The organism is Streptomyces mayonensis (assembly GCF_018982965.1).
Taxonomy (GTDB): Bacteria; Actinomycetota; Actinomycetes; order Streptomycetales; family Streptomycetaceae; genus Streptomyces; species Streptomyces mayonensis.
This window is the reverse complement of record NZ_JACBYP010000129.1, coordinates 1-22,751: the sequence shown is the minus strand read 5'-3', so window position 1 is coordinate 22,751 and position 22,751 is coordinate 1. Positions and strand designations below refer to the sequence as shown.

18 protein-coding genes are annotated in these 22,751 nt (G+C 71.8%); 13 read left to right on the top strand and 5 right to left on the bottom strand.

What is annotated here, in order from left to right; all coding sequences use genetic code 11:
* Positions 1 to 445 precede the first annotated feature (445 nt).
* Genes dnaK through HZS56_RS32225 form a run of 4 tightly spaced genes read left to right on the top strand, consistent with a single transcriptional unit; the run spans position 446 to position 4,694 of the window.
* Positions 446 to 2,311, top strand: coding sequence for a molecular chaperone DnaK (dnaK, locus tag HZS56_RS32240; RefSeq protein ID WP_216724357.1), 1,866 nt, complete (start codon positions 446 to 448; stop codon positions 2,309 to 2,311).
* Positions 2,308 to 2,979: a nucleotide exchange factor GrpE gene (gene grpE, locus HZS56_RS32235; RefSeq protein WP_216724356.1), complete on the top strand. Its 672-nt coding sequence runs from the start codon at positions 2,308 to 2,310 to the stop codon at positions 2,977 to 2,979. The genes dnaK and grpE overlap by 4 nt, the downstream gene beginning before the upstream one ends.
* A gap of 36 nt (positions 2,980 to 3,015) precedes the next feature.
* Positions 3,016 to 4,221: a molecular chaperone DnaJ gene (gene dnaJ, locus HZS56_RS32230; RefSeq protein ID WP_216724355.1), complete on the top strand. Its 1,206-nt coding sequence runs from the start codon at positions 3,016 to 3,018 to the stop codon at positions 4,219 to 4,221.
* A gap of 5 nt (positions 4,222 to 4,226) precedes the next feature.
* Positions 4,227 to 4,694, top strand: coding sequence for a heat shock protein transcriptional repressor HspR (locus HZS56_RS32225; protein ID WP_216724354.1), 468 nt, complete (start codon positions 4,227 to 4,229; stop codon positions 4,692 to 4,694).
* Positions 4,695 to 4,840: 146 nt separating this feature from the next.
* Here the strand turns inward: HZS56_RS32225 and HZS56_RS32220 are convergent, their stop codons facing one another.
* On the bottom strand, positions 4,841 to 5,278 hold the full coding sequence (locus HZS56_RS32220) for a hypothetical protein (RefSeq protein WP_253915253.1): 438 nt from the start codon (positions 5,276 to 5,278) through the stop codon (positions 4,841 to 4,843).
* 588 nt (positions 5,279 to 5,866) lie between these two features.
* On the opposite strand from HZS56_RS32220, the gene HZS56_RS32215 reads away from it, so the two are divergent.
* Complete coding sequence (locus tag HZS56_RS32215; RefSeq protein WP_216724353.1) at positions 5,867 to 6,973, top strand: sugar ABC transporter substrate-binding protein; 1,107 nt, start codon at positions 5,867 to 5,869, stop codon at positions 6,971 to 6,973.
* A 195-nt stretch (positions 6,974 to 7,168) separates the two neighbouring features.
* A complete protein-coding gene (locus HZS56_RS32210; RefSeq protein ID WP_216724352.1) occupies positions 7,169 to 8,206 on the top strand; it encodes a helix-turn-helix transcriptional regulator in 1,038 nt (345 codons plus the stop codon).
* Here HZS56_RS32210 and HZS56_RS32205 read toward each other — a convergent pair.
* Both HZS56_RS32205 and HZS56_RS32200 read right to left on the bottom strand, forming a co-directional pair.
* Positions 8,169 to 9,152 carry a helix-turn-helix transcriptional regulator gene (locus tag HZS56_RS32205; protein ID WP_216724351.1) on the bottom strand — a complete coding sequence of 328 codons (984 nt, stop codon included), beginning with the start codon at positions 9,150 to 9,152 and terminating at the stop codon, positions 8,169 to 8,171. The two genes, HZS56_RS32210 and HZS56_RS32205, sit on opposite strands and share 38 nt — an antisense overlap.
* Before the next feature lie 27 nt (positions 9,153 to 9,179).
* Positions 9,180 to 10,190 carry a helix-turn-helix transcriptional regulator gene (locus tag HZS56_RS32200; protein WP_216724350.1) on the bottom strand — a complete coding sequence of 337 codons (1,011 nt, stop codon included), beginning with the start codon at positions 10,188 to 10,190 and terminating at the stop codon, positions 9,180 to 9,182.
* A gap of 277 nt (positions 10,191 to 10,467) precedes the next feature.
* On the opposite strand from HZS56_RS32200, the gene HZS56_RS32195 reads away from it, so the two are divergent.
* The 4 genes from HZS56_RS32195 (at position 10,468) to HZS56_RS32180 (ending at position 15,441) form a co-directional block, all read left to right on the top strand.
* A complete protein-coding gene (locus HZS56_RS32195; RefSeq protein ID WP_037766337.1) occupies positions 10,468 to 10,803 on the top strand; it encodes a Rieske (2Fe-2S) protein in 336 nt (111 codons plus the stop codon).
* 404 nt (positions 10,804 to 11,207) lie between these two features.
* Complete coding sequence (gene clpB, locus HZS56_RS32190; protein WP_216724349.1) at positions 11,208 to 13,805, top strand: ATP-dependent chaperone ClpB; 2,598 nt, start codon at positions 11,208 to 11,210, stop codon at positions 13,803 to 13,805.
* A 269-nt stretch (positions 13,806 to 14,074) separates the two neighbouring features.
* Positions 14,075 to 14,611 (top strand): YbjN domain-containing protein, encoded by a 537-nt coding sequence (locus HZS56_RS32185; RefSeq protein ID WP_216724348.1) that lies wholly within the window; start codon positions 14,075 to 14,077, stop codon positions 14,609 to 14,611.
* 275 nt (positions 14,612 to 14,886) lie between these two features.
* Positions 14,887 to 15,441, top strand: a complete 555-nt coding sequence (locus HZS56_RS32180) for a Uma2 family endonuclease (RefSeq protein ID WP_216724347.1) — start codon at positions 14,887 to 14,889, stop codon at positions 15,439 to 15,441.
* A 44-nt stretch (positions 15,442 to 15,485) separates the two neighbouring features.
* On the opposite strand, the gene HZS56_RS32175 is transcribed toward HZS56_RS32180, so the two are convergent.
* Positions 15,486 to 16,688 (bottom strand): pyridoxal phosphate-dependent aminotransferase, encoded by a 1,203-nt coding sequence (locus HZS56_RS32175; RefSeq protein WP_216724346.1) that lies wholly within the window; start codon positions 16,686 to 16,688, stop codon positions 15,486 to 15,488.
* A gap of 73 nt (positions 16,689 to 16,761) precedes the next feature.
* Positions 16,762 to 18,249 carry an alpha/beta hydrolase gene (locus HZS56_RS32170; protein ID WP_216724345.1) on the bottom strand — a complete coding sequence of 496 codons (1,488 nt, stop codon included), beginning with the start codon at positions 18,247 to 18,249 and terminating at the stop codon, positions 16,762 to 16,764.
* Positions 18,250 to 19,313: 1,064 nt separating this feature from the next.
* Here HZS56_RS32170 and HZS56_RS32165 point away from each other — a divergent pair.
* The 3 genes from HZS56_RS32165 to HZS56_RS39160 all read left to right on the top strand — a co-directional run.
* The gene (locus HZS56_RS32165) at positions 19,314 to 19,850 is read left to right on the top strand and encodes a DUF2617 family protein (protein WP_216724344.1); all 537 of its coding nucleotides are present in this window, start codon (positions 19,314 to 19,316) and stop codon (positions 19,848 to 19,850) included.
* A 277-nt stretch (positions 19,851 to 20,127) separates the two neighbouring features.
* Positions 20,128 to 21,786: a polyamine aminopropyltransferase gene (locus tag HZS56_RS32160; RefSeq protein WP_216724343.1), complete on the top strand. Its 1,659-nt coding sequence runs from the start codon at positions 20,128 to 20,130 to the stop codon at positions 21,784 to 21,786.
* Positions 21,787 to 21,979: 193 nt separating this feature from the next.
* On the top strand, positions 21,980 to 22,751 hold a 772-nt coding region (locus HZS56_RS39160), incomplete at its 3' end, for an SRPBCC domain-containing protein (RefSeq protein WP_374201232.1).

Here is a 22,751-nt window from a genome sequence, read left to right as displayed (position 1 = left end):
GTGGCGGGCGGGCTGCGCGCCCGCCGGGGGGTGGGGGCGGAGTGCCGGTCTGCCGAGCGGTGGTCTGCCGGGGCGGTGGTCGGTCGGGGCGGTGGTCGGCCGACGGGGTGTCCGGGTCGCCTCCGGTGGGGCGGGGCGTACCGCCTCAGGAGTCCCGCGGTTGCCGCAGTCCCGCAGTCCCGCAGTCCCGCGGTCCCGCGGCCCCGCAGTCCCGCGGTTCCAGCAGCCCCGCGGGGTAACCCGGGCCCCGTAGGGGGCGTCACTCCCGGCGGGCGATTTTTCTGTTTCGTCGGGCCGGGTGGGCCGCAAACATGCACGTCAGGACGCTGTTGCGTGTAAGGAACGGATAAGAGTTGAGTCAGCCCGACTCACCTCTGTTGACCCGGCGCGGGCCGTCGTGCACACTTGAGCCTGTTCCACTCAAGTCAGCTGGAGGTTATTCACCATGGCACGTGCGGTCGGCATCGACCTGGGCACGACTAACTCCGTCGTCAGCGTTCTGGAGGGCGGCGAGCCCACCGTCATCACCAACGCCGAGGGCGCCAGGACCACGCCGTCCGTCGTCGCCTTCGCCAAGAACGGCGAGGTGCTGGTCGGCGAGGTGGCCAAGCGTCAGGCGGTCACGAACGTCGACAGGACCATCCGCTCGGTCAAGCGTCACATGGGCACCGACTGGAAGGTCAACCTCGACGGCAAGGACTTCAACCCGCAGCAGATCAGCGCCTTCGTGCTGCAGAAGCTGAAGCGGGACGCCGAGTCCTACCTGGGCGAGAAGGTGACCGACGCGGTCATCACCGTCCCGGCGTACTTCAACGACGCCGAGCGCCAGGCCACCAAGGAGGCCGGCGAGATCGCGGGCCTGAACGTCCTGCGCATCGTCAACGAGCCGACCGCCGCCGCGCTGGCGTACGGCCTGGACAAGGACGAGCAGGTCATCCTGGTCTTCGACCTCGGTGGCGGTACGTTCGACGTCTCGCTGCTCGAGATCGGCGACGGCGTCGTCGAGGTGAAGGCCACCAACGGTGACAACAACCTCGGTGGTGACGACTGGGACCAGCGCGTCGTCGACTACCTGGTCAAGCAGTTCCAGTCCGGTCACGGCGTGGACCTCGGCAAGGACAAGATGGCCCTCCAGCGCCTCCGCGAGGCCGCCGAGAAGGCCAAGATCGAGCTGTCCTCCTCGACCGAGACCAACATCAACCTGCCCTACATCACCGCCTCCGCCGAGGGCCCGCTGCACCTCGACGAGAAGCTGACCCGGGCGCAGTTCCAGCAGCTGACGGCCGACCTCCTGGAGCGCTGCAAGACGCCGTTCCACAACGTCATCAAGGACGCAGGCATCCAGCTGTCCGAGATCGACCACGTCGTCCTCGTCGGCGGTTCCACCCGTATGCCCGCCGTCGCCGAGCTGGTCAAGGACCTCACCGGCGGCAAGGACGCCAACAAGGGCGTCAACCCGGACGAGGTCGTCGCCATCGGCGCCGCGCTGCAGGCCGGTGTCCTCAAGGGCGAGGTCAAGGACGTCCTGCTCCTCGACGTCACCCCGCTGTCCCTCGGCATCGAGACCAAGGGCGGCATCATGACCAAGCTCATCGAGCGGAACACGACGATCCCGACCAAGCGCTCGGAGATCTTCACCACCGCCGAGGACAACCAGCCCTCCGTGCAGATCCAGGTCTACCAGGGCGAGCGCGAGATCGCGGCGTACAACAAGAAGCTCGGGATGTTCGAGCTGACCGGTCTGCCGCCGGCGCCCCGCGGCGTCCCGCAGATCGAGGTCGCCTTCGACATCGACGCCAACGGCATCATGCACGTGACCGCGAAGGACCTGGGCACGGGCAAGGAGCAGAAGATGACCGTCACCGGCGGCTCCTCGCTGCCGAAGGACGAGGTCGACCGGATGCGCCAGGAGGCCGAGAAGTACGCGGAGGAGGACCACGCCCGCCGCGAGGCCGCCGAGTCCCGCAACCAGGGCGAGCAGCTCGTCTACCAGACGGAGAAGTTCCTCAAGGACAACGAGGACAAGGTCCCCGGCGAGATCAAGACCGAGGTCGAGGAGTCCGTCAGCGAGCTGAAGGAGAAGCTCAAGGGCGAGGACACCGCCGAGATCCGCACCGCCACGGAGAAGGTCGCCGCCGTCTCGCAGAAGCTGGGCCAGGCCATGTACGCCGACGCCCAGGCCGCCGGCGGCGAGGCCCCGGGCGCCGGAGCGGGCGCGGGTGCCGGTGCCGGTGCCGGTGACAAGGCTGCCGACGACGACGTCGTCGACGCCGAGATCGTGGACGACGAGCGCAAGGACGGTGCCGCGTGACGGAGGAGACCCCGGGCTTTGACGAGAAGCCCGACGTCCCCTCCGGCGCCACCCCTGACGACGCCGAGCCGCAGGCCGCCTCCGAAGAGGGGGCGGCCCCGGCCGGGGACGCGAGCGAGAACGCGGGCCTGGTGGCCCAGCTGGACCAGGTGCGCACGGCGCTCGGCGAGCGCACGGCGGACCTCCAGCGGCTCCAGGCCGAGTACCAGAACTACCGCCGCCGGGTGGAGCGGGACCGCGTCGCGGTCAAGGAGGTCGCCGTCGCGAACCTCCTGTCCGAGCTGCTTCCCGTGCTCGACGACATCGGTCGCGCCCGGGACCACGGCGAACTGGTCGGCGGCTTCAAGTCCGTGGCGGATTCGCTGGAGGGGGTCATCACCAAGATGGGCCTCCAGCAGTTCGGCAAGGAGGGCGAGCCCTTCGACCCGACGATCCACGAGGCCCTGATGCACTCCTACGCACCGGACGTCACCGAGACGACGTGCGTGGCGATTCTGCAGCCCGGCTACCGGATCGGCGAACGCACCATCCGCCCCGCGCGGGTGGCGGTCGCCGAGCCGCAGCCGGGCGCCCAGACGGTCAAGCCGGCCGAGGAGAGCACCGAGGCGCCCGCCGACCCCGCCGACGCCGCCGGCGACAAGGAGAGCGGTGGCCCGGAGGAGGGCTGACGTAATCACAGGACACGGGAAGGAGGGACGTCGGGGATGAGCACCAAGGACTTCATCGAGAAGGACTACTACAAGGTCCTCGGCGTCCCCAAGGACGCCACCGAGGCGGAGATCAAGAAGGCGTACCGGAAGCTCGCCCGCGAGAACCACCCGGACGCCAACAAGGGGAACGTCCGGGCGGAGGAGCGCTTCAAGGAGATCTCCGAGGCCAACGACATCCTCGGCGACCCCAAGAAGCGCAAGGAGTACGACGAGGCCCGCTCGCTCTTCGGCAACGGCGGTTTCCGTCCGGGGCCGGGCGCGGGCGGGGGCGCCGGCACCTTCAACTTCGACCTGGGCGACCTCTTCGGGGGCGGCGCCCAGGGCGGGGGAGGCGGACAGGGCGGCGCCGGTGGTTTCGGCGGCGGGCTCGGCGACGTGTTCGGCGGCCTGTTCAACCGCACCGGCGGCGGGCCCGGCGCCGGCCCGCGTACGCAGCCGCGGCGCGGGCAGGACATCGAGTCCGAGGTCACCCTGAGCTTCACGGAGGCCATCGAGGGCGCGACCGTGCCGCTGCGGATGTCGTCGCAGGCTCCCTGCAAGGCCTGTTCGGGCACCGGCGACAAGAACGGCACACCGCGCGTGTGCCCGACCTGTGTCGGCACCGGACAGGTCGCCCGGGGCTCGGGCGGCGGCTTCTCGCTCACCGACCCGTGCCCGGACTGCAAGGGCCGCGGCCTGATCGCCGAGGACCCCTGCGACGTCTGCAAGGGCTCCGGGCGCGCCAAGTCCTCGCGGACGATGCAGGTCCGCATCCCGGCCGGGGTGTCGGACGGGCAGCGCATCCGGCTGCGAGGCAAGGGCACGCCGGGTGAGCGGGGCGGTCCGGCGGGCGACCTGTACGTGGTCGTGCACGTCAAGGACCACCCCGTCTTCGGCCGCAGGGGCGACAACCTCACCGTCACCGTCCCGGTCACCTACGCCGAGGCGGCCCTCGGCGGCGAGGTCCGGGTGCCGACCCTCGGCGGTCCCCCGGTCACGCTGAAGCTGCCCCCGGGCACGCCCAACGGCCGTACCATGCGGGCCCGGGGCAAGGGCGCGGTCCGCAAGGACGGCACCCGCGGGGACCTTCTGGTCACCGTGGAGGTGAGTGTTCCGAAGGACCTGACGGGGAAGGCTCGTGACGCGCTCGAGGCGTATCGCGAGGCGACCGCGGACGAGGATCCGCGGGCGGAGTTGTTCCAGGCCGCGAAGGGAGCTTGATCGAGATGGACGGCCGTAGTCCCCGCCGGCGCGGGGGTTTCTCACCGTACGAACTGACCGAGGACACCCCGGTCTACGTCATCTCGGTGGCGGCCCAGCTCTCCGGTCTGCATCCGCAGACCCTGCGCCAGTACGACCGCCTCGGCCTGGTCTCCCCGGACCGCACGGCCGGGCGCGGCCGGCGCTACTCCGCCCGCGACATCGAACTGCTCCGCCAGGTGCAGCAGTTGTCGCAGGACGAGGGCATCAACCTGGCCGGCATCAAGCGCATCATCGAACTGGAGAACCAGGTCGCCGCCCTCCAGGCCCGGGTGGCGGAGCTGGCCGACGCCCTGGACGGCGCCGCGGTGACGATGCGTCAGCGTGAGGCGGCGGTGCACGCGTCGTACCGCCGTGACCTGGTCCCGTACCAGGAGGTGCAGCAGACCAGCGCGCTGGTCGTGTGGCGCCCGAAGCGGCAGCAGCCGGACTGAGCCGGGGCGGCGGCGCTGCCGTCCGGACCGGCCGACCGCTCGACCGGCCGACCTGCCGACCTGCTTGAGGGGCCCGGGAGTCCGTACGCGGACTTCCGGGCCCTTCGCGTTCCCGCGCGCGGCGCATCACCCGCCGTAGGCCTGGGTCAGCCCGGGAAGTGGCCGGGTCGGCCCGGGAACAGGTCCCCGAGCGCGTCAGCGGCCACCATCCACAGGGACTGGGCGCCGGTGCCGAACGCGGCGGCGAGCGCGTAGCCGGGGGCGGCGTCCAGGAGCTCGGGCCCGGCCTTCTCGCGCCACTCGGCCGGCACCTGGCCGTCGCCGTCGGAGGAGAAGCTCCCGAGGTGCTCCACGCCGCGCAGGAGGCGGCTGCCCGAGACGGAGTCGGGCACCGGGCGCCAAGTGCGGTCCGCGCAGCGGACGTCGACGGCGAACGAGCGCCGAGTCAGCCGTCCCTTCGCCGGCGTGATCCCGGCCTCCGGGCCGCCGACGGTCGGCGTGAGCCGGTCGCCGTCCCGGGTACCGACGGGCGTGTTGTCGTCGGCCTCCGTCCCCTCCTCGCGGTACAGCTCGATCCGGGGCACCGCGTCGCCCCCCGACGGTGACCTCGCGGCGGCCGGTGTCCAGACGGACGGTGACGGGGCCGAAGCGGTCGTCCTCGAGGGCATGCTCCCGGATGTGCCGCTCCGCCAACTCCCCGTCGTCCGCGCAATCTGCGGCGTGGGCGGCGCGGGTGGCGCGGGTGGCGCGGACGGCGTGGGCGGGTGCCGGGTTGTGCTCCATGCGTACTTCCTTCTTCTTTCCTGCGTGTTCGGGACTGGTGGGCCCGCGTGTTCGGCACCGGCGGACGGTGGGGCGGCCGGAACGTACGTCCCGTGCTTCCCCGGACGTCCCCGCCCGTCCCCGGACGTCCCCGCCCGTCCCCGTGTCGTGCGTGGTTGAGGCGCTCTTCCGGACAGGCGCGGGTGCGCACGTGAACACCCCGTGTGCACGCCTCCACGGCCCTGCGCGCCATCTTCCCGGCACCTTTTCCTGTCCGGCGGAACCTGCTGTGCCCATCTCGTTAAGTGATTTCCCCTTGACGCCGGTGGCGGGTGAAGCGTTGGCTTTTCAGTCACATGGGTCGCACTGCTGTGCCCACGTCCCGAATCGCACCCGAAGTGAGCCTTCACATGCGCCGTATCGCCATATCAGTGGCCATTACCTCCATGTCCGTCGTGCTGGCCGGCTGCGGCGTGCTCGGGGCGACGGAGAGCAGCGACGACGCGAGCCCGACCAAGGGCAACGACATCACCGTCGGTCTGCTGCTGCCGGAGAAGGAGAACAGTCGCTACGAGCAGTTCGACTACCCGATCTTCAAGGAGAAGATCGGCGCGCTCACCAAGGACGCGGGCAGCGTCAAGTACGCCAACGCCGGGGCGAGCGCCAAGAAGCAGGCGGGGCAGATGCAGCAGATGGTCGACGACCGGGTCGACGTGATCGTCCTGGACGCGGTCGACGCGCACGCCGTCGCGGACAGCGTGCAGAAGGCCAAGGACGCCGGGATCCCGGTCATCGCCTACGACCGGCTGGCCGAGGGCCCGATCGACGCGTACATCTCCTTCGACAACGAACTGGTCGGCGAGGTGCAGGGCCGTTCCCTGCTGGAGGCGATCGGCCCGGACGCCGACAAGTCCGACAAGATCGTCATGATGAATGGCTCGTCCACCGACCCGAACGCCAAGCAGTTCAAGGCGGGCGCGTTGTCGGAGCTGAACGGCAAGGTCACCATCGCCCAGTCCTTCGACACCGTGGACTGGGACGCGAAGAACGCCGCGGCGAACATGACCGAGGCGATCGGGAAGATCGGCAAGGACGACATCGCGGGCGTCTACTCCGCCAACGACGGCATGGCGGGCGGCATCATCAAGTCCCTGGAGGACGCGGGCGTCACCGACCTGCCGCCGATCACGGGACAGGACGCGGACCTTCCCGCGGTGCAGCGGATCGTCGCCGGCGAGCAGTACATGAGTGTCTACAAGTCCTACCCGCAGGAGGCGGAGAACGCCGCCGAGATGGCCGTGGCCCGGGTCCAGGGCCGGGACATCCAGTTCGACGCGCTGGCCCGCGACAAGGTCGACAGTCCCACCCACAAGGGCATCCCCGCCCAGCTCGTCCCGGTCGTCGCCCTCACCAAGGGCAACATCGAGGAGACCGTCGTCGCGGAGGGCTTCTACGAGGTCGGCGACATCTGCACGGCCGAGTACGCGGCCGCGTGCAAGGAGATCGGGCTGAAGTGACCCGGCGCGCACCGTTCCGGCCGGCCTGGGCATACCAGCGGTAACCGGCGCGTTCCCCGTTCCCTCCCGGTTCTCCCGCCCCTGCTCTCCCGTTGCTCTCCCGTTCGCCTCCTGCCCGGAGCCGTGTTGCGGAGCCGGTCCGGGCCGCGCATAGTTGCGCTGCGGAAAGAGCCGGAACCGGGGGTGGGATGGGCGATGGCCGGGCACGGGGCTCAGGAGCATCCGCACGGTGCCGACCGGCTGTGCGCGGCCGGGGACCGCGTGTACTCCCGGGCCGTACGCCGTGGCCGGGTGCCGCGCCGGGACGCCGAGCCGGTCCCCTGCCTCCTCGAGCTGGCCCTGCTGCACCCCGACCCCGACGACATGGACTGGCTGGTGCCGACCTCGCCGCAGGAGGTCATGACGCGGTTGCTGCGCGGTGTCCAGGAGGAGGTCAGCGCGAGCCAGCGGCGGGTGGGTTCGGCGGTGGAGGCCTTCGAGTGGTACGCGGGTCTCGGCCGGGCGGTGCAGGCCCCGGCCGGCGCGGAGAGCACCGCGATCCGGGTCCTCGACGGCCTGTCCCGCATCCAGGCCGCGATGGACGAGGCGACGCAGGCCTGCACGACGGAGGTCCTCACGGTCCAGCCGGGCGGCATCCGGCGGGAGGCGGAGCTCTCCGAGGGCCTGCACCGGGCGCTGGCGCTGCGCGGGCGCGGGGTGCGGATGCGGGACATGTACACGCACGTGGCCCGGCACGGGCAGGGCCTGCTCAACTACCTGGAGCTGATGGGCGACGCGGTGGAGGCCCGCACCCTGGACGAGGTCATCGACCGCCTCATCCTCTTCGACCGCACGGTCGCGTTCATCCCCGCCAACACCGACCGCACGATGGCCCTGGAGCTGCGCCACCCCGGGCTGATCGCCTACCTGGTCACGGTCTTCGAACGCCTGTGGCGCCTGGCGATCCCGCTCACGGCGCCCCTGCCCGACACCGGTATCGAGGGCATCTCCCACCGCGAGCAGTCCATCGCGGCGCTCCTCGCGGAGGGCCACCAGGACGCGGTGATCGCGGAACGCCTCGGCATCAGCGTCCGCACGGCCCGCGCGCACATCGCCCGCCTCTCGGAGACCCTGGGCGCGGCCAGCCGCACGCAGCTGGGCGTCCGCATCGCCCAGGCGGGCCTGGACGGCTCTCCCCGCGGCGCCCCGGCCCCGGTCATCCTGCCTGGTCGAGAATCCCGGACTGCCCGATGAGGTAACCGAGCTGGGCCCTGCTCTCGCTGCCGAGGGTGGTGGCGAGCTTGGCGATGTGGACGCGGGCGGTGCGGACGTTCACGCCGAGGCGGTCGGCTATGTCGGTGTCGGTGTGGCCCTCGACGAGGAGGGCGGCGATGGCGCGCTGGCGCGGGGTGATGCCGTTCAGGGTGGGCGGGTCCACGGCCTGCGGGTGCATGGGGGTGGCGAGGTGCCACAGGCGGTCGAAGGTGTTGACGAAGTAGGCGACGAGCGCGGGGTGGCGGACTTCGAGGGCCAGGGAGCGGTCGGTGCTGGCGGGGATGAAGGCGACCGTGCGGTCGACGACGATGAGCCGGTCGGTGACCTCGTCCAGGGTCCGCGCCTCCACGTCGCCGGTGAGCTGCTCGTAACGGGCGAGTGCGGAGGGGGCGTGGCGGGCGGTGTGCTGGTACAGCGCCCGGACGCGGGCGCCGCGGTCGAGGAAGGCCTGGTCCCGCTTCATCGCCTCCTCCATGATCTCGGGGCGCCTGGTGACGTGCGAGTCGTGCGGCTGGATCGCGAGGAGTTCGCTCCCGGCCTCGGCCATGGCCTCCTCGATGGCCTGCATCGTGCGCTCCTTGCTGCTGAGGACCCGGAGCGCCGGGGTGTCGTCGCCGACGGCGTTGTGGGTGCCCAGGCGGATGAGGGGCTCGAAGAGGTCGGCCATGCGCTGTCCGCGGCGTCTCTCGTCGGCGACACGGTCCTCCGAGGAGCGGAGCAGGCGTTGCAGCGCGACGGCGGGCGGGACGGGCTCCAGCCGGTCCAGGTCCTCGACGGTGGGGTGGAGCATGCCGTTGTCGATCAGGCAGGGCGCCGCAGCCGCCTCGGCGGTGCGAAGGTGCCCCTCGCGCAGTGCGCGGCCGTAGATCTCCAGGCCCGCGTCACACAGCTCCTCCGTTCCGTGGTGGTGCGCCTGTGGGGTCACGTGGGGACTCTCTTCGTCGGGTGGGGATCAGTGATCCTTCTCCAGGATCCCGGACTGGGCAATGAGGAAACCGAGCTGGGCGCGGCTGCCGCTGCCGAGGGCCAGGGCCAGTTTGGCGATGTGGGCCCGGCAGGTACGGACGTTCATCCCGAGGCGCCGGGCGATGGCCTCGTCGACGTGGCCCTCCACGAGGAGTTTGGCGATGGAGTGCTGGATGTCCGTGATGCCGTCGGGAGCGGTCTCGTAGGGCACCCCCACCCTGAGCGGCACCGCACGGGACCACATGAACTCGAAGACCTTGATCAGGTACCGCACCAGGCCCGGGTGGCGCAGCTCCAGGGCGACCTGCCGGTCCTCCCGCGTCGGGATGAACGCGACGGTCTCGTCGCAGATGATGAGCCGCTCCACGAGTTCGTCGATGGTGCGGACCTCGACCTTGCCCGTGGCGATCTGGTCCACGTAGGCGAGGGTCTCCGGGCTGTGCCGGGCGGTGTGCTGGTAGAGGGTCCGCAGCCGTACGCCGCGCTCCAGCAGCGGCCTGTCGCGTTCCAGGCCCTTCAGGAGGTTGCTCTCCAGCCGCCTGCCGCCGGGCTGCACGGTGAGCACCTCGGTCTGGCTCTCGGAGGTGGCGAGGTTGAGCGCCGCGTTGATCCGGTCCCTGCCTTCGAGCACGGTGATGGCGTGCGTGGACGCCGTGCTCTGTGCGCTCGCGGCCATGAACGGCTCGAAGGCGTCGGCCAGCTGGACGGAGAGCCGCCGGCGCTCCGTGATCTCGCGTTCGAGCGGGTGGAGGCGCTGCGCGAGGGCGACCGTCGGCGGGACCGGGCGCAGCCAGGTGGCGTCGTCCGGGTCGGGGTGGAGCAGGGCGAACTCCATCAGGCACGGGGCAGCCTCGACGTCCGCCCGAGCGACGCGGCCGGCCCGCAGCGCGGTGACGTAGATTCGGCTGCCTTCGTCACACAGTTCGGTTATGGCGTGGGGATGTGCCGCTTCTGTCTCATTCGTCCCCAATTTTCCACCCCCCAGGGTCCTGAACATGCAGGAACATGATGCACCGATTGTGTGGCCATGACGTGCCTGAATGAGCCATCGTCTTATCCGACGGGGGAAGAGGAGACCATCGAGTGAGGACGAAGCCGACTATGAGTAAGAGAATGCTTCGCTCGGTACTTGCCGCTGCTCTTTCCGCCGTTGTGGTGTTTGGGGCCGCGAGTGGCCTGGCCGGCAAGTCCAGTGACGTTCGGGCGGACACGGGATCGACGGCGGTGGTCGCGGGTGCGGACGCCACCGACGACACCTCCTGGAACTGATCGCGATGACGACGCCACCCGACGACCGTTCCTTCCGTCGTGAGATGGCCACCGCATACCGCTCCGGCTGGCACTTCATCGACCTGGTCACCGCGATCCCCCACCCCGGTGACTCGCTGATGGTGACCGTCTTCGGAGAGCCGGTCGTCGTCACGCTGGACGAGGACGGCGACGTGCGGGCGTACCGGTGTCTGCGGCGGCCTCGGGGGGCGCCGCAGCCCGTGCGGTGTGCCATCCGGTACGGAATGATTTTTGTGAACCTGGATCAGAGGGACCACCGGCTCGCGCAGCCGGACGTCCCCGAAGTGAGGACCTTCTCGGCCACCCCCCGCAGTGCCTGACGCGATTCCCCCGTCGTAACAAGTCGCTCAGGTGCTTCCCCCCGGCAGCGGCGTCACCGTGACCTGAACACGGTGACGCCGCTGTCGTATGTGCCGACATTTCGTGCTACCGGCCGACTCCGTGAACTGGCCGAAAAGGCTCTCGTGCGACGCGGCCGCGGCCCGGCACGTCCAACCTGGTGACTCCGGCGGGAACGCGCGCCGCCCCAGTGGGCCTTGAGTGGAATAGACTCAACTTTGTGTAGGTTGTACGAGTCAGCAAAGGTCGGGGGCTGCGACGGGGACCCGGAACTGCCGGGTCCGCGACGGGGCACCCAGTGACGGAGACACCACACCGGGACAGACCGGGAGACGGAGACAGGCCGGACCGCCGACGGCCGAGGCGCGAGGAGGAGAGCCAGAACGTGGACGCCGAGCTGACCAACCGGAGCCGGGACGCGATCAACGCGGCCAGCAACCGGGCCGTGACCGAGGGGAACGCCGACCTCACCCCCGCCCACCTGCTGCTGGCTCTGCTCCAGGGGCAGGACAACGAGAACATCACCGACCTGCTCGCCGCCGTCGAGGCCGACCTGGCCGCCGTGCGCTCCGGCGCCGAGCGCATCGTCGCCGGGCTGCCCAGCGTGACCGGGTCCACCGTTGCACCCCCGCAGCCCAGCCGTGAGATGCTCGCCGTGGTCGCCGACGCCCAGGCACGTGCGAAGGAGCTCGGGGACGAGTACCTCTCCACCGAGCACCTGCTCCTCGGCATCGCCGCGAAGGGCGGCGCGGCCGGTGAGGTACTGGAGGGGCAGGGCGCCAGTGCGAAGAAGCTGCAGGAGGCCTTCGGCAGGGCGAGGGGAGGGCGCCGCGTGACCACCGCCGACCCCGAGGGCCAGTACAAGGCGCTGGAGAAGTTCGGCACCGACTTCACCGCCGCCGCGCGGGACGGGAAGCTCGACCCCGTCATCGGGCGCGACCAGGAGATCCGGCGCGTCGTGCAGGTGCTCAGCCGGCGCACCAAGAACAACCCCGTACTCATCGGCGAGCCCGGCGTCGGCAAGACCGCCGTCGTCGAGGGGCTCGCCCAGCGGATCGTCAAGGGCGACGTGCCCGAGTCGCTGAAGGACAAGCGGCTGGTCGCGCTCGACCTCGGCGCCATGGTCGCCGGAGCCAAGTACCGGGGCGAGTTCGAGGAGCGGCTGAAGACCGTGCTCGCGGAGATCAAGGACTCCGACGGGCAGATCATCACCTTCATCGACGAGCTGCACACCGTCGTCGGCGCCGGCGCGGGCGGCGACTCCGCCATGGACGCCGGCAACATGCTCAAGCCGATGCTCGCGCGCGGCGAGCTGCGCATGGTGGGCGCGACCACGCTGGACGAGTACCGCGAGCGGATCGAGAAGGACCCCGCCCTGGAGCGGCGCTTCCAGCAGGTGCTGGTCGCCGAGCCGAGCGTCGAGGACTCCATCGCGATCCTGCGCGGGCTCAAGGGCCGCTACGAGGCCCACCACAAGGTGCAGATCGCGGACAGCGCCCTGGTGGCCGCCGCGAGCCTGTCCGACCGCTACATCACCTCCCGGTTCCTGCCCGACAAGGCCATCGACCTCGTCGACGAGGCCGCCTCCCGGCTGCGCATGGAGATCGACTCGTCGCCGGTCGAGATCGACGAACTCCAGCGCGCCGTCGACCGGTTGAAGATGGAGGAGCTGGCGATCGGCAAGGAGACCGACGCCGCCTCCCTGGAACGCCTGGAACGGCTGCGCCGCGACCTCGCCGACAAGGAGGAGGAGCTGCGCGGCCTCAACGCCCGCTGGGAGAAGGAGAAGAAGTCCCTCAACCGGGTCGGCGAGCTGAAGGAGCGGCTCGACGAACTGCGCGGGCAGGCCGAACGCGCCCAGCGCGACGGCGACTTCGACACCGCCTCCAAGCTGCTGTACGGCGAGATCCCCACCCTGGAGCGCGACCTGGAGGCCGCCTCCGAGGCCGAGGAAGAGGTAGCCCGGGACACCATGGTCAAGGAGGAGGTCGGCGCCGACGACATCGCGGACGTCGTCGCCTCCTGGACCGGCATCCCCGCCGGCCGCCTCCTGGAGGGCGAGACGCAGAAGCTGCTGCGCATGGAGGACGAGCTGGGCAAGCGGCTCATCGGCCAGAGCGAGGCCGTGCGCGCCGTCTCCGACGCCGTACGCCGCTCCCGCGCCGGGATCGCCGACCCGGACCGGCCGACCGGTTCGTTCCTCTTCCTCGGCCCCACCGGCGTCGGCAAGACCGAACTGGCCAAGGCGCTCGCCGACTTCCTCTTCGACGACGAGCGGGCCATGGTCCGCATCGACATGTCGGAGTACAGCGAGAAGCACAGCGTGGCCCGGCTGGTCGGCGCCCCGCCCGGATACGTCGGCTACGAGGAGGGCGGCCAGCTCACCGAGGCCGTGCGGCGGCGGCCGTACACGGTCGTGCTGCTCGACGAGGTGGAGAAGGCGCACCCCGAGGTCTTCGACATCCTGCTCCAGGTGCTGGACGACGGCCGCCTCACCGACGGACAGGGCCGCACCGTCGACTTCCGCAACACCATCCTGGTCCTCACCTCCAACCTGGGCAGCCAGTACCTGGTCGACCCGACGACCGGCGAGGCGGAGAAGAAGCAGCAGGTCCTGGAGGTCGTCCGGTCCTCCTTCAAGCCCGAGTTCCTCAACCGGCTCGACGACCTCGTGGTCTTCTCGGCCCTCAGCAAGGAGGAGCTGAGCCGGATCGCGCGGCTCCAGATCGAGGGCCTGTCCCGGCGCCTCGCCGAGCGCCGCCTCACCCTGGAGGTCACCGACGAGGCCCTGGCCTGGCTGGCGGAGGAGGGCAACGACCCGGCGTACGGCGCCCGCCCGCTGCGCCGCCTCGTACAGACCGCGATCGGCGACCGGCTCGCCCGGGAGATCCTCTCCGGCGAGATCAAGGACGGCGACGCGGTCCGCGTGGACCGGTTCGGCGACGACCTGATCGTGGGACCGGCGACCGGCAAGACGCTGTAGCCGCGCCCGGGCGCGGCGCGCGGGCCTGTCACCCGAGGCGGCCCCGGGTGGCCCCAGGCGGTCCCTGGTGGCCCCTGACGGCCCCGAGCGGGTGGCGGGCCGCCGTTGACGCCACGCCGGGCGGCGTCCGGCCGGTAACCCGCTGCCGCCGCGGCAGCCGGGTACCGGCCGGATCAAGTCAGCCCACGGCTGACAGGTCCCCGGCGGGCTTGCCACGCCCCTCCCCGCATGGTGGAGGATGGCCAGATCCGTACGAAGGGAAATTCACGGTGAGCATCGACCCGTCCTCGATTCCGAACTTCGGGGGCAAGCAGCCCGAGCCGCAGCCCCAAGGACCGGCGGGCCCCGTCGTCCCGGATCAGGATCTTGTGAAGCAGCTCCTCGACCAGATGGAGCTGAAGTACGTCGTCGACGACGAGGGCGACCTCGCGGCGCCGTGGGAGCAGTTCCGCACGTACTTCATGTTCCGCGGCGAGGGCGATCAGCAGATCTTCTCGGTGCGGACGTTCTACGACCGGCCCCACCAGATCGACGACAAGCAGCAGCTGCTCGAGTCGGTCGACGACTGGAACCGGCGCACGCTGTGGCCCAAGGTGTACTCCCACACCCACGACGACGGCACGGTCCGCCTGATCGGCGAGGCGCAGATGCTGATCGGCATGGGCGTCAGCCTGGAGCACTTCGTCTCCTCGACGGTCAGCTGGGTGCGGGCCGCCATCGAGTTCGACCGGTGGCTCGTGGAGCAGCTCGGCCTGGAGCAGGAGGTCAGCGGTTCGGAGAAGCCGGCGGACGAGGACGGCGAGTAGCCGCCCGGTACGCCGCCGCGCGCGTCACACACACGCGAGGTGAGCCTCGTCGCGCACACGCGAGGTGAGAGCCCGGCCCCCGATCGCGGGGGCCGGGCTCCCGCCGTTCCCGGCGGAGCGCGGCTCACCCCGTCAGCGACTCAGCCGTCCCACCGCCTCCTCCGAGACCCGCACCCGCTTGCGAATCTCCTCCACCGTCCGCACAGCCGTACTGCCGGGCCCGGTGGTGTTGCGCCGGCCGCCGTATCCCGATCGCACACGGGAAGGAGCCGTCCATGAGCGTCGACGCGATCGTGCACACCGAGTTCCCCGAGGGTTGCACGGTCCTGTTCGGGGCCGACGGAAAGGTGATCATGACCCCGAGGAGCGAAGAGCACTCCAGCACCATCAGGTCGATGCAGATCGACTCCGCTCTCGCCCTCGGCCGTCACGCGAAGGTGACCTCCGACGTCTGCGTCGACTTCCCCGCCGACGAGAACTCCGCTCCCGACCTCGCCATCCTGCGCGGGGACGCCCGCAAGGAAGGCAAGCGCTACAGCTTCGAGGACGTCCTGCTGATCTCCGAGGTTGTTTCGACCTCCTCCGCGCGCAAGGACTATGACGACTGCACCGTCAAGTACGGCCGCTACGGCATCCCGATCTACCTGGTCGTGGACCCCTACGCCCAGGAAGTCGTCCTTCACACCCAGCCCACCCCCACGGGGTACATCGCGGCACACACGCACAAATACGGCACGGGCAAGCTCCCCATCCCGCTGGCCGACGGCCGCATCTTCACCCTCGACCTCGACGAACTCCCGCGCCCGGAGCCCGAGACGGGCGCCCGCTGACGGAGAGCAGCGGTGCCGCGAGCGGGTCCGGAGGCGGCGTGAGGTCACGGCGTGAGACGTTGCAGTCGCTCGGCTGCCTCGTGGAGCACGGTCGTGCTCTTGCAGAACGCGAACCGCACGAAGGGGGCGCCCTCCTCCCGGTGGTCGTAGAAGACCGCGTTGGGGACGGCGACGACGCCGGCGCGTTCGGGCAGGGCGCGGCAGAAGGCGAAGCCGTCGCTCTCCCCCAGCGGGCGGATGTCGGTGGTGACGAAGTACGTCCCGGCGGGCCGGTACACGCCGAAGCCCGCCTCCGCGAGCCCCGCCGCCAGCAGGTCCCGCTTGGCCTCCAGGTCCTGCCGGTAGGCGGCGAAGTACGACTCCGGCAGCGCGAGCGCCTCGGCGACCGCGTACTGGAAGGGGCCCGAGGCCACGTACGTCAGGTACTGCTTGGCCGAGCGGACCGCCGTGAGCAGCGCGGGCGCAGCGGTGACCCAGCCCACCTTCCAGCCGGTGAACGAGAAGGTCTTGCCCGCGGACCCGATGGTCACGGTCCGCTCGCGCATCCCGGGGAAGGACGCGATCGGGACGTGCTCGGCGGAGTCGAAGACCAGGTGCTCGTAGACCTCGTCGGTCACCACCAGCAGGTCCCGCTCCACGGCCAGCTCGGCGACCGCCGCCAGCTCGTTGCGGGTCAGGACCGTGCCGGTGGGGTTGTGCGGGGTGTTCAGCAGGAGCAGGCGGGTGCGGTCGGTGACGGCGTCGCGCAGCTCGTCGAGGTCGAGCCGGAAGGCCGGCTCCCCGTCCGCCGTGCCCGGGCGCAGGGTGACCGGCACCCGGGTGCCGCCGGCCATCGCGACGCAGGCCGCGTACGAGTCGTAGTACGGCTCGAGCGCCACTACCTCGTCACCGGGCTCCAGCAGCGCCAGCAGGGCGGCCGCGATGGCCTCCGTGGCCCCGGCCGTGACCAGGACCTCGGTGTCGGGGTCGTAGGACAGGCCGTACCGGCGGCTCTGGTGCCCGGCGACGGCGGCCCGCAGCTCCGGCACGCCGGGGCCCGGCGGGTACTGGTTGCCGCGCCCGTCGCGCAGCGCCCGCACCGCCGCCTCGCGGACCTCCTCGGGGCCGTCGGTGTCGGGGAAGCCCTGCCCGAGGTTGATCGCCCCGGTCCGCACCGCCAGCGCGGACATCTCGGCGAAGATCGTCGTCCCGAACTCCGCGAGCCGGCGGTTCAGGAGGGGGCGGGCGCTTGAGCTCATGGAGGTCATGACGGCCATCCTGCGCCGAGGCCGACGGGTTCCTCAACTCGCCTCCGGCCCCGCCGGCCGCCCGCGAAGGGGACTACCCGGCGGGCTCCGCCGCACAGCGCAGGTCACCGGAGAGGCGCTCTCCGGAGGCCAGGAAGGCGTTCGCCGCGTCCTTGGCGCAGGTGTTGCGGCCGTAGGGGTACACCCCGTGGCCGCCCTGGTCGGCGGTCACCATCGTGGCCCTTTCGCCCAGGGCGCGCCGCAGCTCGCGGGCGCCGGCCAGCGGAGTGCCGGGGTCGCGCTCGTTCTGCAGCATCAGTATGTTCGACGGGCCCCGGCCGGTGATGCGCACCGGCGGTTCGGTCCGCTCCTCGGGCCAGAAGGCGCAGGGGTTGATGCTCGCCGTGGAGCCGCCCAGCATCGGGTACCTGAGCCGGTCGACGGCGACGTTGCGCTGGTACTCGCGGACCGTTCCCGGCCAGCGGGAGTCACCGCAGACCACGGCGAAACGCGAGGCCATCAGGTTCTCCAGGCCCGCCGGGAGGTCCGGGAGCGGCAGCTCGGCACCCGTGTCGGCCGCCTGCCAGAACTCGGCGAGCTTGTCCATCGTGCCGTCGGTGTAGAGCTGTTCGAAGGTGTACCCGCGGAACGAGGTCCCGTCGACGCCCTGCACGGGCTCAGCGTCCAGCCGGTCGGCCAGCTCGTGGAACTTGGCCTCGACCTGCGCCGGTGTGGAACCCAGGCCGTACTCGGGGTGCGCGGCGGCGAACGCCGCGAAGTCGGGGAAGCGGTCCTCCATCCCGCGGGCCATCAACCGCATGGCGGTGGCGTCGTAGCCGCCGGGGCCCAGGTTGCTGTCGAGGACGATGCGGTCGCCGCGCCGCGGGAAGAGCGTGGCGTAGACCGAGCCGAGGTAGGTGCCGTAGGAGGCTCCGAGGTACGACAGCTTCGATTCGCCCAGGGCCGCCCGGATGCGGTCCATGTCGCGTGCGGTGTTGGCGGTGGTGGTGTGCGGCAGCATCCACGCCGTGCGCGAGCCGGCGCACTGCTCGGCGATCTTCCGGGCGTTGCCGGCCTCGCGGATGACGTCGGCCGCGGTGTGCGCGTAGGGCGGGAAGTTGCCGCGCCACTGCTGGTCGGTCGTCAGGTCGCAGGTGACCGGGGTGCTGTGGCCGACACCGCGCGGGTCGAAGCCGATGATGTCGTAGGAGTCGACTACCTCCTGCGGCAGTCCCGAGGCGGAGAGAACAGCCGGGTACAGGAGACCCGCGCCACCGGGACCGCCCGGGTTGGTCAGCAGGACGCCGCGCCGCTTCGACGGCTTCTCGCTCGCCAGCCGGGACACGGCCACCTCGATCTTCCGGCCGTCCGGATCGCGGTAGTCCAGCGGGACGTCGAGCGTCGAACACTCCAGACGCGGCGCGGCGGCGTCCTCGGGGCACGGCCCCCACTCCAGAGCGCTCGACGGCGTCGCCGCCCGTTCGGTGGCCGCCGAGGACGCCGCCGTCGCGGACGCCGCCGCGGGCAGTGCGGCCACCGCCAGCGCGGCCGCCGTGAGAGTGAGGGACATGCTTCTGCGCATGAGGTGTCCTTCCGGGAGGGGACCGTTGTGCCGGCGACTCTGCTCGCCGGAAGCAGCAGACGCGTCGGCCCGGAGGACCGACCCGGCCCCGACTTGCGGGGAAGCCCCCATCAGACCTGGGTCCAAGCCCGTCATCCTCCGGACCGACCCGCAGACCCGCAGACCCGCAGACCCGCAGGCCCGTCGGCCCGCCGCCCTCCGGCCCCCGGCGCCCGTCGGCCCCGCGTGCGGCGGGCGCCTTCGGCGGACCCTCAGATGTTGCTCAACTGTGCTTTGGGGTACGGCGGGGCGGGGCATCTCCCGTTCACGCACGTCCCCGCAACGCACTGCAACCTGCTTCACGATGTCGCCGAAGACGACGTGACCGAAGACGACGTGACCGAAGACGACGTGACCGAAGACGACGTGACCGAAGACAGCGAGGCACCCACGGGGGATTGCTTCGGGGAACCACCTTCCGGGCGTTCGCCCGGGTACGGAAGGAGGGTGAAGCCATGACGGTCGGCATCATCCTGATCGTGTGCGCGCTCCTGTTGACCAGGGCGGTCGTGAGCAGGCGGAGGACGCACAAGAACAGCTGGTGGGCCGGGGACGGCGGTTCCTCGGGCGGACATCACGGAGGCCACTCCTGCAGTGGCGGGTCGTCCTGCGGAGGCGGCTCGTCCTGCGGAGGCGGAGGTGGCGGCGGATGCGGTGGAGGCAGCTGACACGGGGCAGCTGAGCTCCGCCAGGGGGAGCCGCATCCCTGCCACGAGCGCCCGCCGGGCGGCACACCCGGTGGGCGCTCCCACGTACCGGCGCACTTCCCGCGGACGGGGTGTGCGCCATGGTTGAACAGTTGAGCTGTTGAGCCCCCAGAGGGATGGAAACAGCACGAAGTTGGGTAAAAACGCTGTGGCGGCGCCACGGTTCATGATTCGCTCTCCACATCAACGCAGCTCCTCGGACGACCTGTTGATCCCACTCCTGACCGACCGACTGGGCTGAGCGGGCCGCATCCCCGGCGTGGCCGGGATGGGCAGGCCCCACACCTTCCTCTCCTTGTGTGCTTGCGGAGCCGATCCATGCTCACGACCCTGAACACCGCCTACACCGACACACGCGCCGCCGACCTGGCCTGGACCCTGGGCCGCGAGCCGCTACCCGCGCTCGCCAGCCTCGACGTCGAACTGGAACACGCGAAACTGCAGTTGAGGCTCCTGGGCGCCTCCCACCAGGTGCTGCTCGACGAGGAGCGCGGCAGCTGCTCCGAGACGGTGGCCTGCATCCCGGGCAGCAGCACCCCGCTGCCGCTGGGCGTCGCCAAGCGGATGGGCGACTGGGAGTACGAGTTCGCCGCCCGCGTGGAGGTGCTCACGCCCGGCTCCTTCGCCGGCCGCGCCCAGGAACTGCTGGCCCTGGTCGCCGACCACCCGCACGGCCTGGCCGGGGTCTTCCCGGGCAGCCCGCACGCCTTCACCGCGCTGCTGGCCCACCGGCGGGAGGGGCAGGTGCACTGGCGCACCTGGCACGCCTATCCGCAGGACGGCCAGCTGGTGTCGACCCGGACCCGGGTGGGTGTGCGGGTGCCGGCCGCGCGGCTCAGCCCGGCCGCCGTGTGAGGGGGACGGCGCCGTCGCGTGCGGGGACGCGCGCAGCTCGCGCGGCCGGGCGTGGTGCCGTGGCCGGGTGTGGTGGGGTGCGGTGCGGCTGGCCGGGCGCAGCCTGAGCAGGCGGCCGTCGTGCGGGCGGGCCTGCGCTGCCCGGGGAACGGGAGCGGGTTCCCTGTCGCCCGCCGTGAACCGGTGAGGGCCGGATAAACCTGCGGTGCCCGGCTGGGTCCGAGTTTCACACGTGTGGGTGACGAAGTGCGTCCGGTATATGACGTAACGTCACTGCGTGATCGAACCGCACGTGCCCGCCCCGCCCGGTTCTCCGCCGTCCTGGGGCGGCCCCCGCGGCCCCGAGGCGCCCGCGCCACTGCCCGTGCGGCCCGGTACCGGGCGGTTCCTGGTGCTGGCCGGCGTGTTCGTCTGTGCGGCCTGCGGGCTGGTGTACGAACTCGAACTCGTCGCGCTCGCCTCGTACCTGATCGGCGACTCGGTCACCCAGGCGTCCGTCGTCCTGTCCGTCATGGTCTTCGCCATGGGCCTCGGCTCCCTGGCCGCCAAACGGCTCCGGCGGTTCGCGGCCGCCGGGTTCGGCGCATTGGAGGCGGTCCTCGCCCTCGTCGGCGGCTCCAGCGCGATGGTGCTGTACGCCGTCTTCGCCTGGACCGGCGGCTGGGGCGGCCTGTGGGCGGACGGGCCGCGCGTCCTGCTGGTCGCCTTCTCCCTCACCATCGGGGTGCTGATCGGCGCCGAGGTGCCGCTCCTCATGGAGCTGATCCAGCGCGTCCGCCGGCAGGACCCGGGGGGCGCCGTCGCCGACCTGTTCGCGGCGGACTACGTCGGCGCGCTCGTCGGCGGCCTGGCCTTCCCCTTCGTGCTGCTGCCCTTCCTGGGCCAGCTCACCGGCGCCCTGCTGACCGGCACCGTCAACGCGGTCGTCGGCGCCGCCCTCGTCCTCGGCCTGTTCCGGCGCGACCTGACCCGGCGGGCCCGCCGGCTGCTGCTGGCCGCCAACGTCCTCGTCCTCGCCCTCCTGGCCACGGCGACCGTCCTCGCCGACGACTTCGAACGCGCCGCCCGGCAGGCCGTCTACGGCCAGGACGTCCGGGTCGCCGTACGGACCGACGTGCAGGAGGTCGTCCTCACCGGCGACGCCGACGGGCGGCCCCTCGACCTGTTCCTGGACGGGCGGCTGCGGGTCAGCGACAGCGACCAGCGGCGCTACCACGAGGCCCTGGTGCGCCCGGCGATGGCCGGCCCGCACGCGCGCGTGCTGATCCTCGGCGGCGGCGACGGCCTCGCCGCCCGGGAGGTGCTGCGCCACCCCGGGGTCCGCCGCGTCGACGTCGTCGAACCCGACGCCGGGCTCGTCCGGCTGGCCCGGCACGACCCCGGCCTGTCCACCCTCAACGAGCACGCCTACGGCGACCCGCGCCTCCGCGTCGGCACGGCGGACGCCTTCCGGCTGCTGCGCGCGACGCCCTCCGCGGCGTACGACGTGGTGATCTCGGACCTGCCCGACCCGGACATCACCGCCGCAACCAAGCTGTACTCGCAGGAGTTCTACGGCCTGGTGCGGCGGGTGCTCGCACCGGACGGCCGGCTGGCCGTACACGCGGGGACGGTCTCCGCCCGCCCCCGGACCTTCTGGACGGTCGACGCGACACTGCGCGCGGCCGGCCTGCGGCCCGTCGCCTACCGCGCCGGCGCGCGGGACCCCCGCCCCGCGTCCGACCCCGCCCGCGAGGTCGGCGACCGCCACAGCGGCACGCCCCGCGGCTGGGGATTCCTCCTGGCCGCGCGCACGGTCCCCGCCCTGCGACTCGACCCGGCGGCACCCCGCCCGCACACCCTCACGCCCGAGTCCCTGGCCGGGTACGCCCGCGCCGCGGCCCGCACCCGCGTGCCCGGCCTGCCGCCGTCCACGCTGGTGCACCCGCGGTACTGAGCGGTCCGGCGGTAATGGGCGGTGCTGGGCGGTCTGGCGGTGCTGGGCGGGTGCGGTGGTGCTGGGCGGTTCGGTGGACGGGGCGGTTCGGTGGTACGGGGCGGCCTGGCGGTACGGGAGCGGTACGAGGCCCCGTGAGGGTTGTCGGTCAACACACTGACCAACAACCCCAGGAACGGTAGGCTGCGGTGACATGGAGCATGAGGTGTTCGTTCCGGTTCCGGCCGAGCGGCTCAGGGACGTGCTGGCCGACCCCGCCGTGGTCGCCCGGGCGATCCCGGGGCTCCAGCAGGACGCCGGTGCCGAGCCGGTCGCCGGCCGGCTGAAGGTCCGTATCGGCAGTCACTCCATCACCTACCGCGGCACCCTGCGCCTGTCCGCCCGTGAGGACGGTACGTACGCCGTCCAGGGCGACGCCACCGAGTCGCGCGGCAGCGGTACGGTCGCGCTCGCGCTCACGCTCCGGGTGGCCGACGCCGACGGCGGATCGACCGTCACCCTGGGAGGGACGGCCACCGCGGACGGGCGCGTCACGGAGCTGCCGGAGGAGTCGGTGACGTCGGCCACGGCCCGGCTGCTGACCCGGTTCGCGGAGAACCTGGGCACGGCGGCGGCCGAGGAACCGCGGCCCGCCTCCGTCTTCGACACCGAGATCCCCCCGCCGTCCCTCCTGGCCACGGACGACGAGACCAACGGGGGAGACGAGGCAGAGGGGGGAGACGAGGGAGAGGGCGCGGGTGGCGCGCACGACGGGGGCGATGACGTGAACGGGGGCGGGAACACGGACACGGACGCGGCTCCCGGCCCCGCCGCTCCCCCCCCCCCCCCCCCCCCCCCCCCCCCCCCCCCCCCGCCCACACCCCCCCCCGCCGCCCCCCCCCCCCCGCGCCCCCCCCGCCCCCCCCCCCCGGCCCCGCCGCGGGCGTATGTGCCGACATTTCGTGCTACCGGCCGACTCCGTGAAC

Coding starts and splice junctions, on each gene's coding strand:
- dnaK (WP_216724357.1), top strand. CDS start 446: ATGGCACGTGCGGTCGGCATCGACCTGGGCACGACTAACTCCGTCGTC.
- dnaJ (WP_216724355.1), top strand. CDS start 3,016: ATGAGCACCAAGGACTTCATCGAGAAGGACTACTACAAGGTCCTCGGC.
- HZS56_RS32225 (WP_216724354.1), top strand. CDS start 4,227: ATGGACGGCCGTAGTCCCCGCCGGCGCGGGGGTTTCTCACCGTACGAA.
- HZS56_RS32215 (WP_216724353.1), top strand. CDS start 5,867: ATGCGCCGTATCGCCATATCAGTGGCCATTACCTCCATGTCCGTCGTG.
- HZS56_RS32210 (WP_216724352.1), top strand. CDS start 7,169: ATGGCCGGGCACGGGGCTCAGGAGCATCCGCACGGTGCCGACCGGCTG.
- HZS56_RS32200 (WP_216724350.1), bottom strand. CDS start 10,190: ATGTTCAGGACCCTGGGGGGTGGAAAATTGGGGACGAATGAGACAGAA.
- HZS56_RS32195 (WP_037766337.1), top strand. CDS start 10,468: ATGACGACGCCACCCGACGACCGTTCCTTCCGTCGTGAGATGGCCACC.
- HZS56_RS32180 (WP_216724347.1), top strand. CDS start 14,887: ATGAGCGTCGACGCGATCGTGCACACCGAGTTCCCCGAGGGTTGCACG.
- HZS56_RS32175 (WP_216724346.1), bottom strand. CDS start 16,688: ATGACCTCCATGAGCTCAAGCGCCCGCCCCCTCCTGAACCGCCGGCTC.
- HZS56_RS32170 (WP_216724345.1), bottom strand. CDS start 18,249: ATGCGCAGAAGCATGTCCCTCACTCTCACGGCGGCCGCGCTGGCGGTG.
- HZS56_RS32165 (WP_216724344.1), top strand. CDS start 19,314: ATGCTCACGACCCTGAACACCGCCTACACCGACACACGCGCCGCCGAC.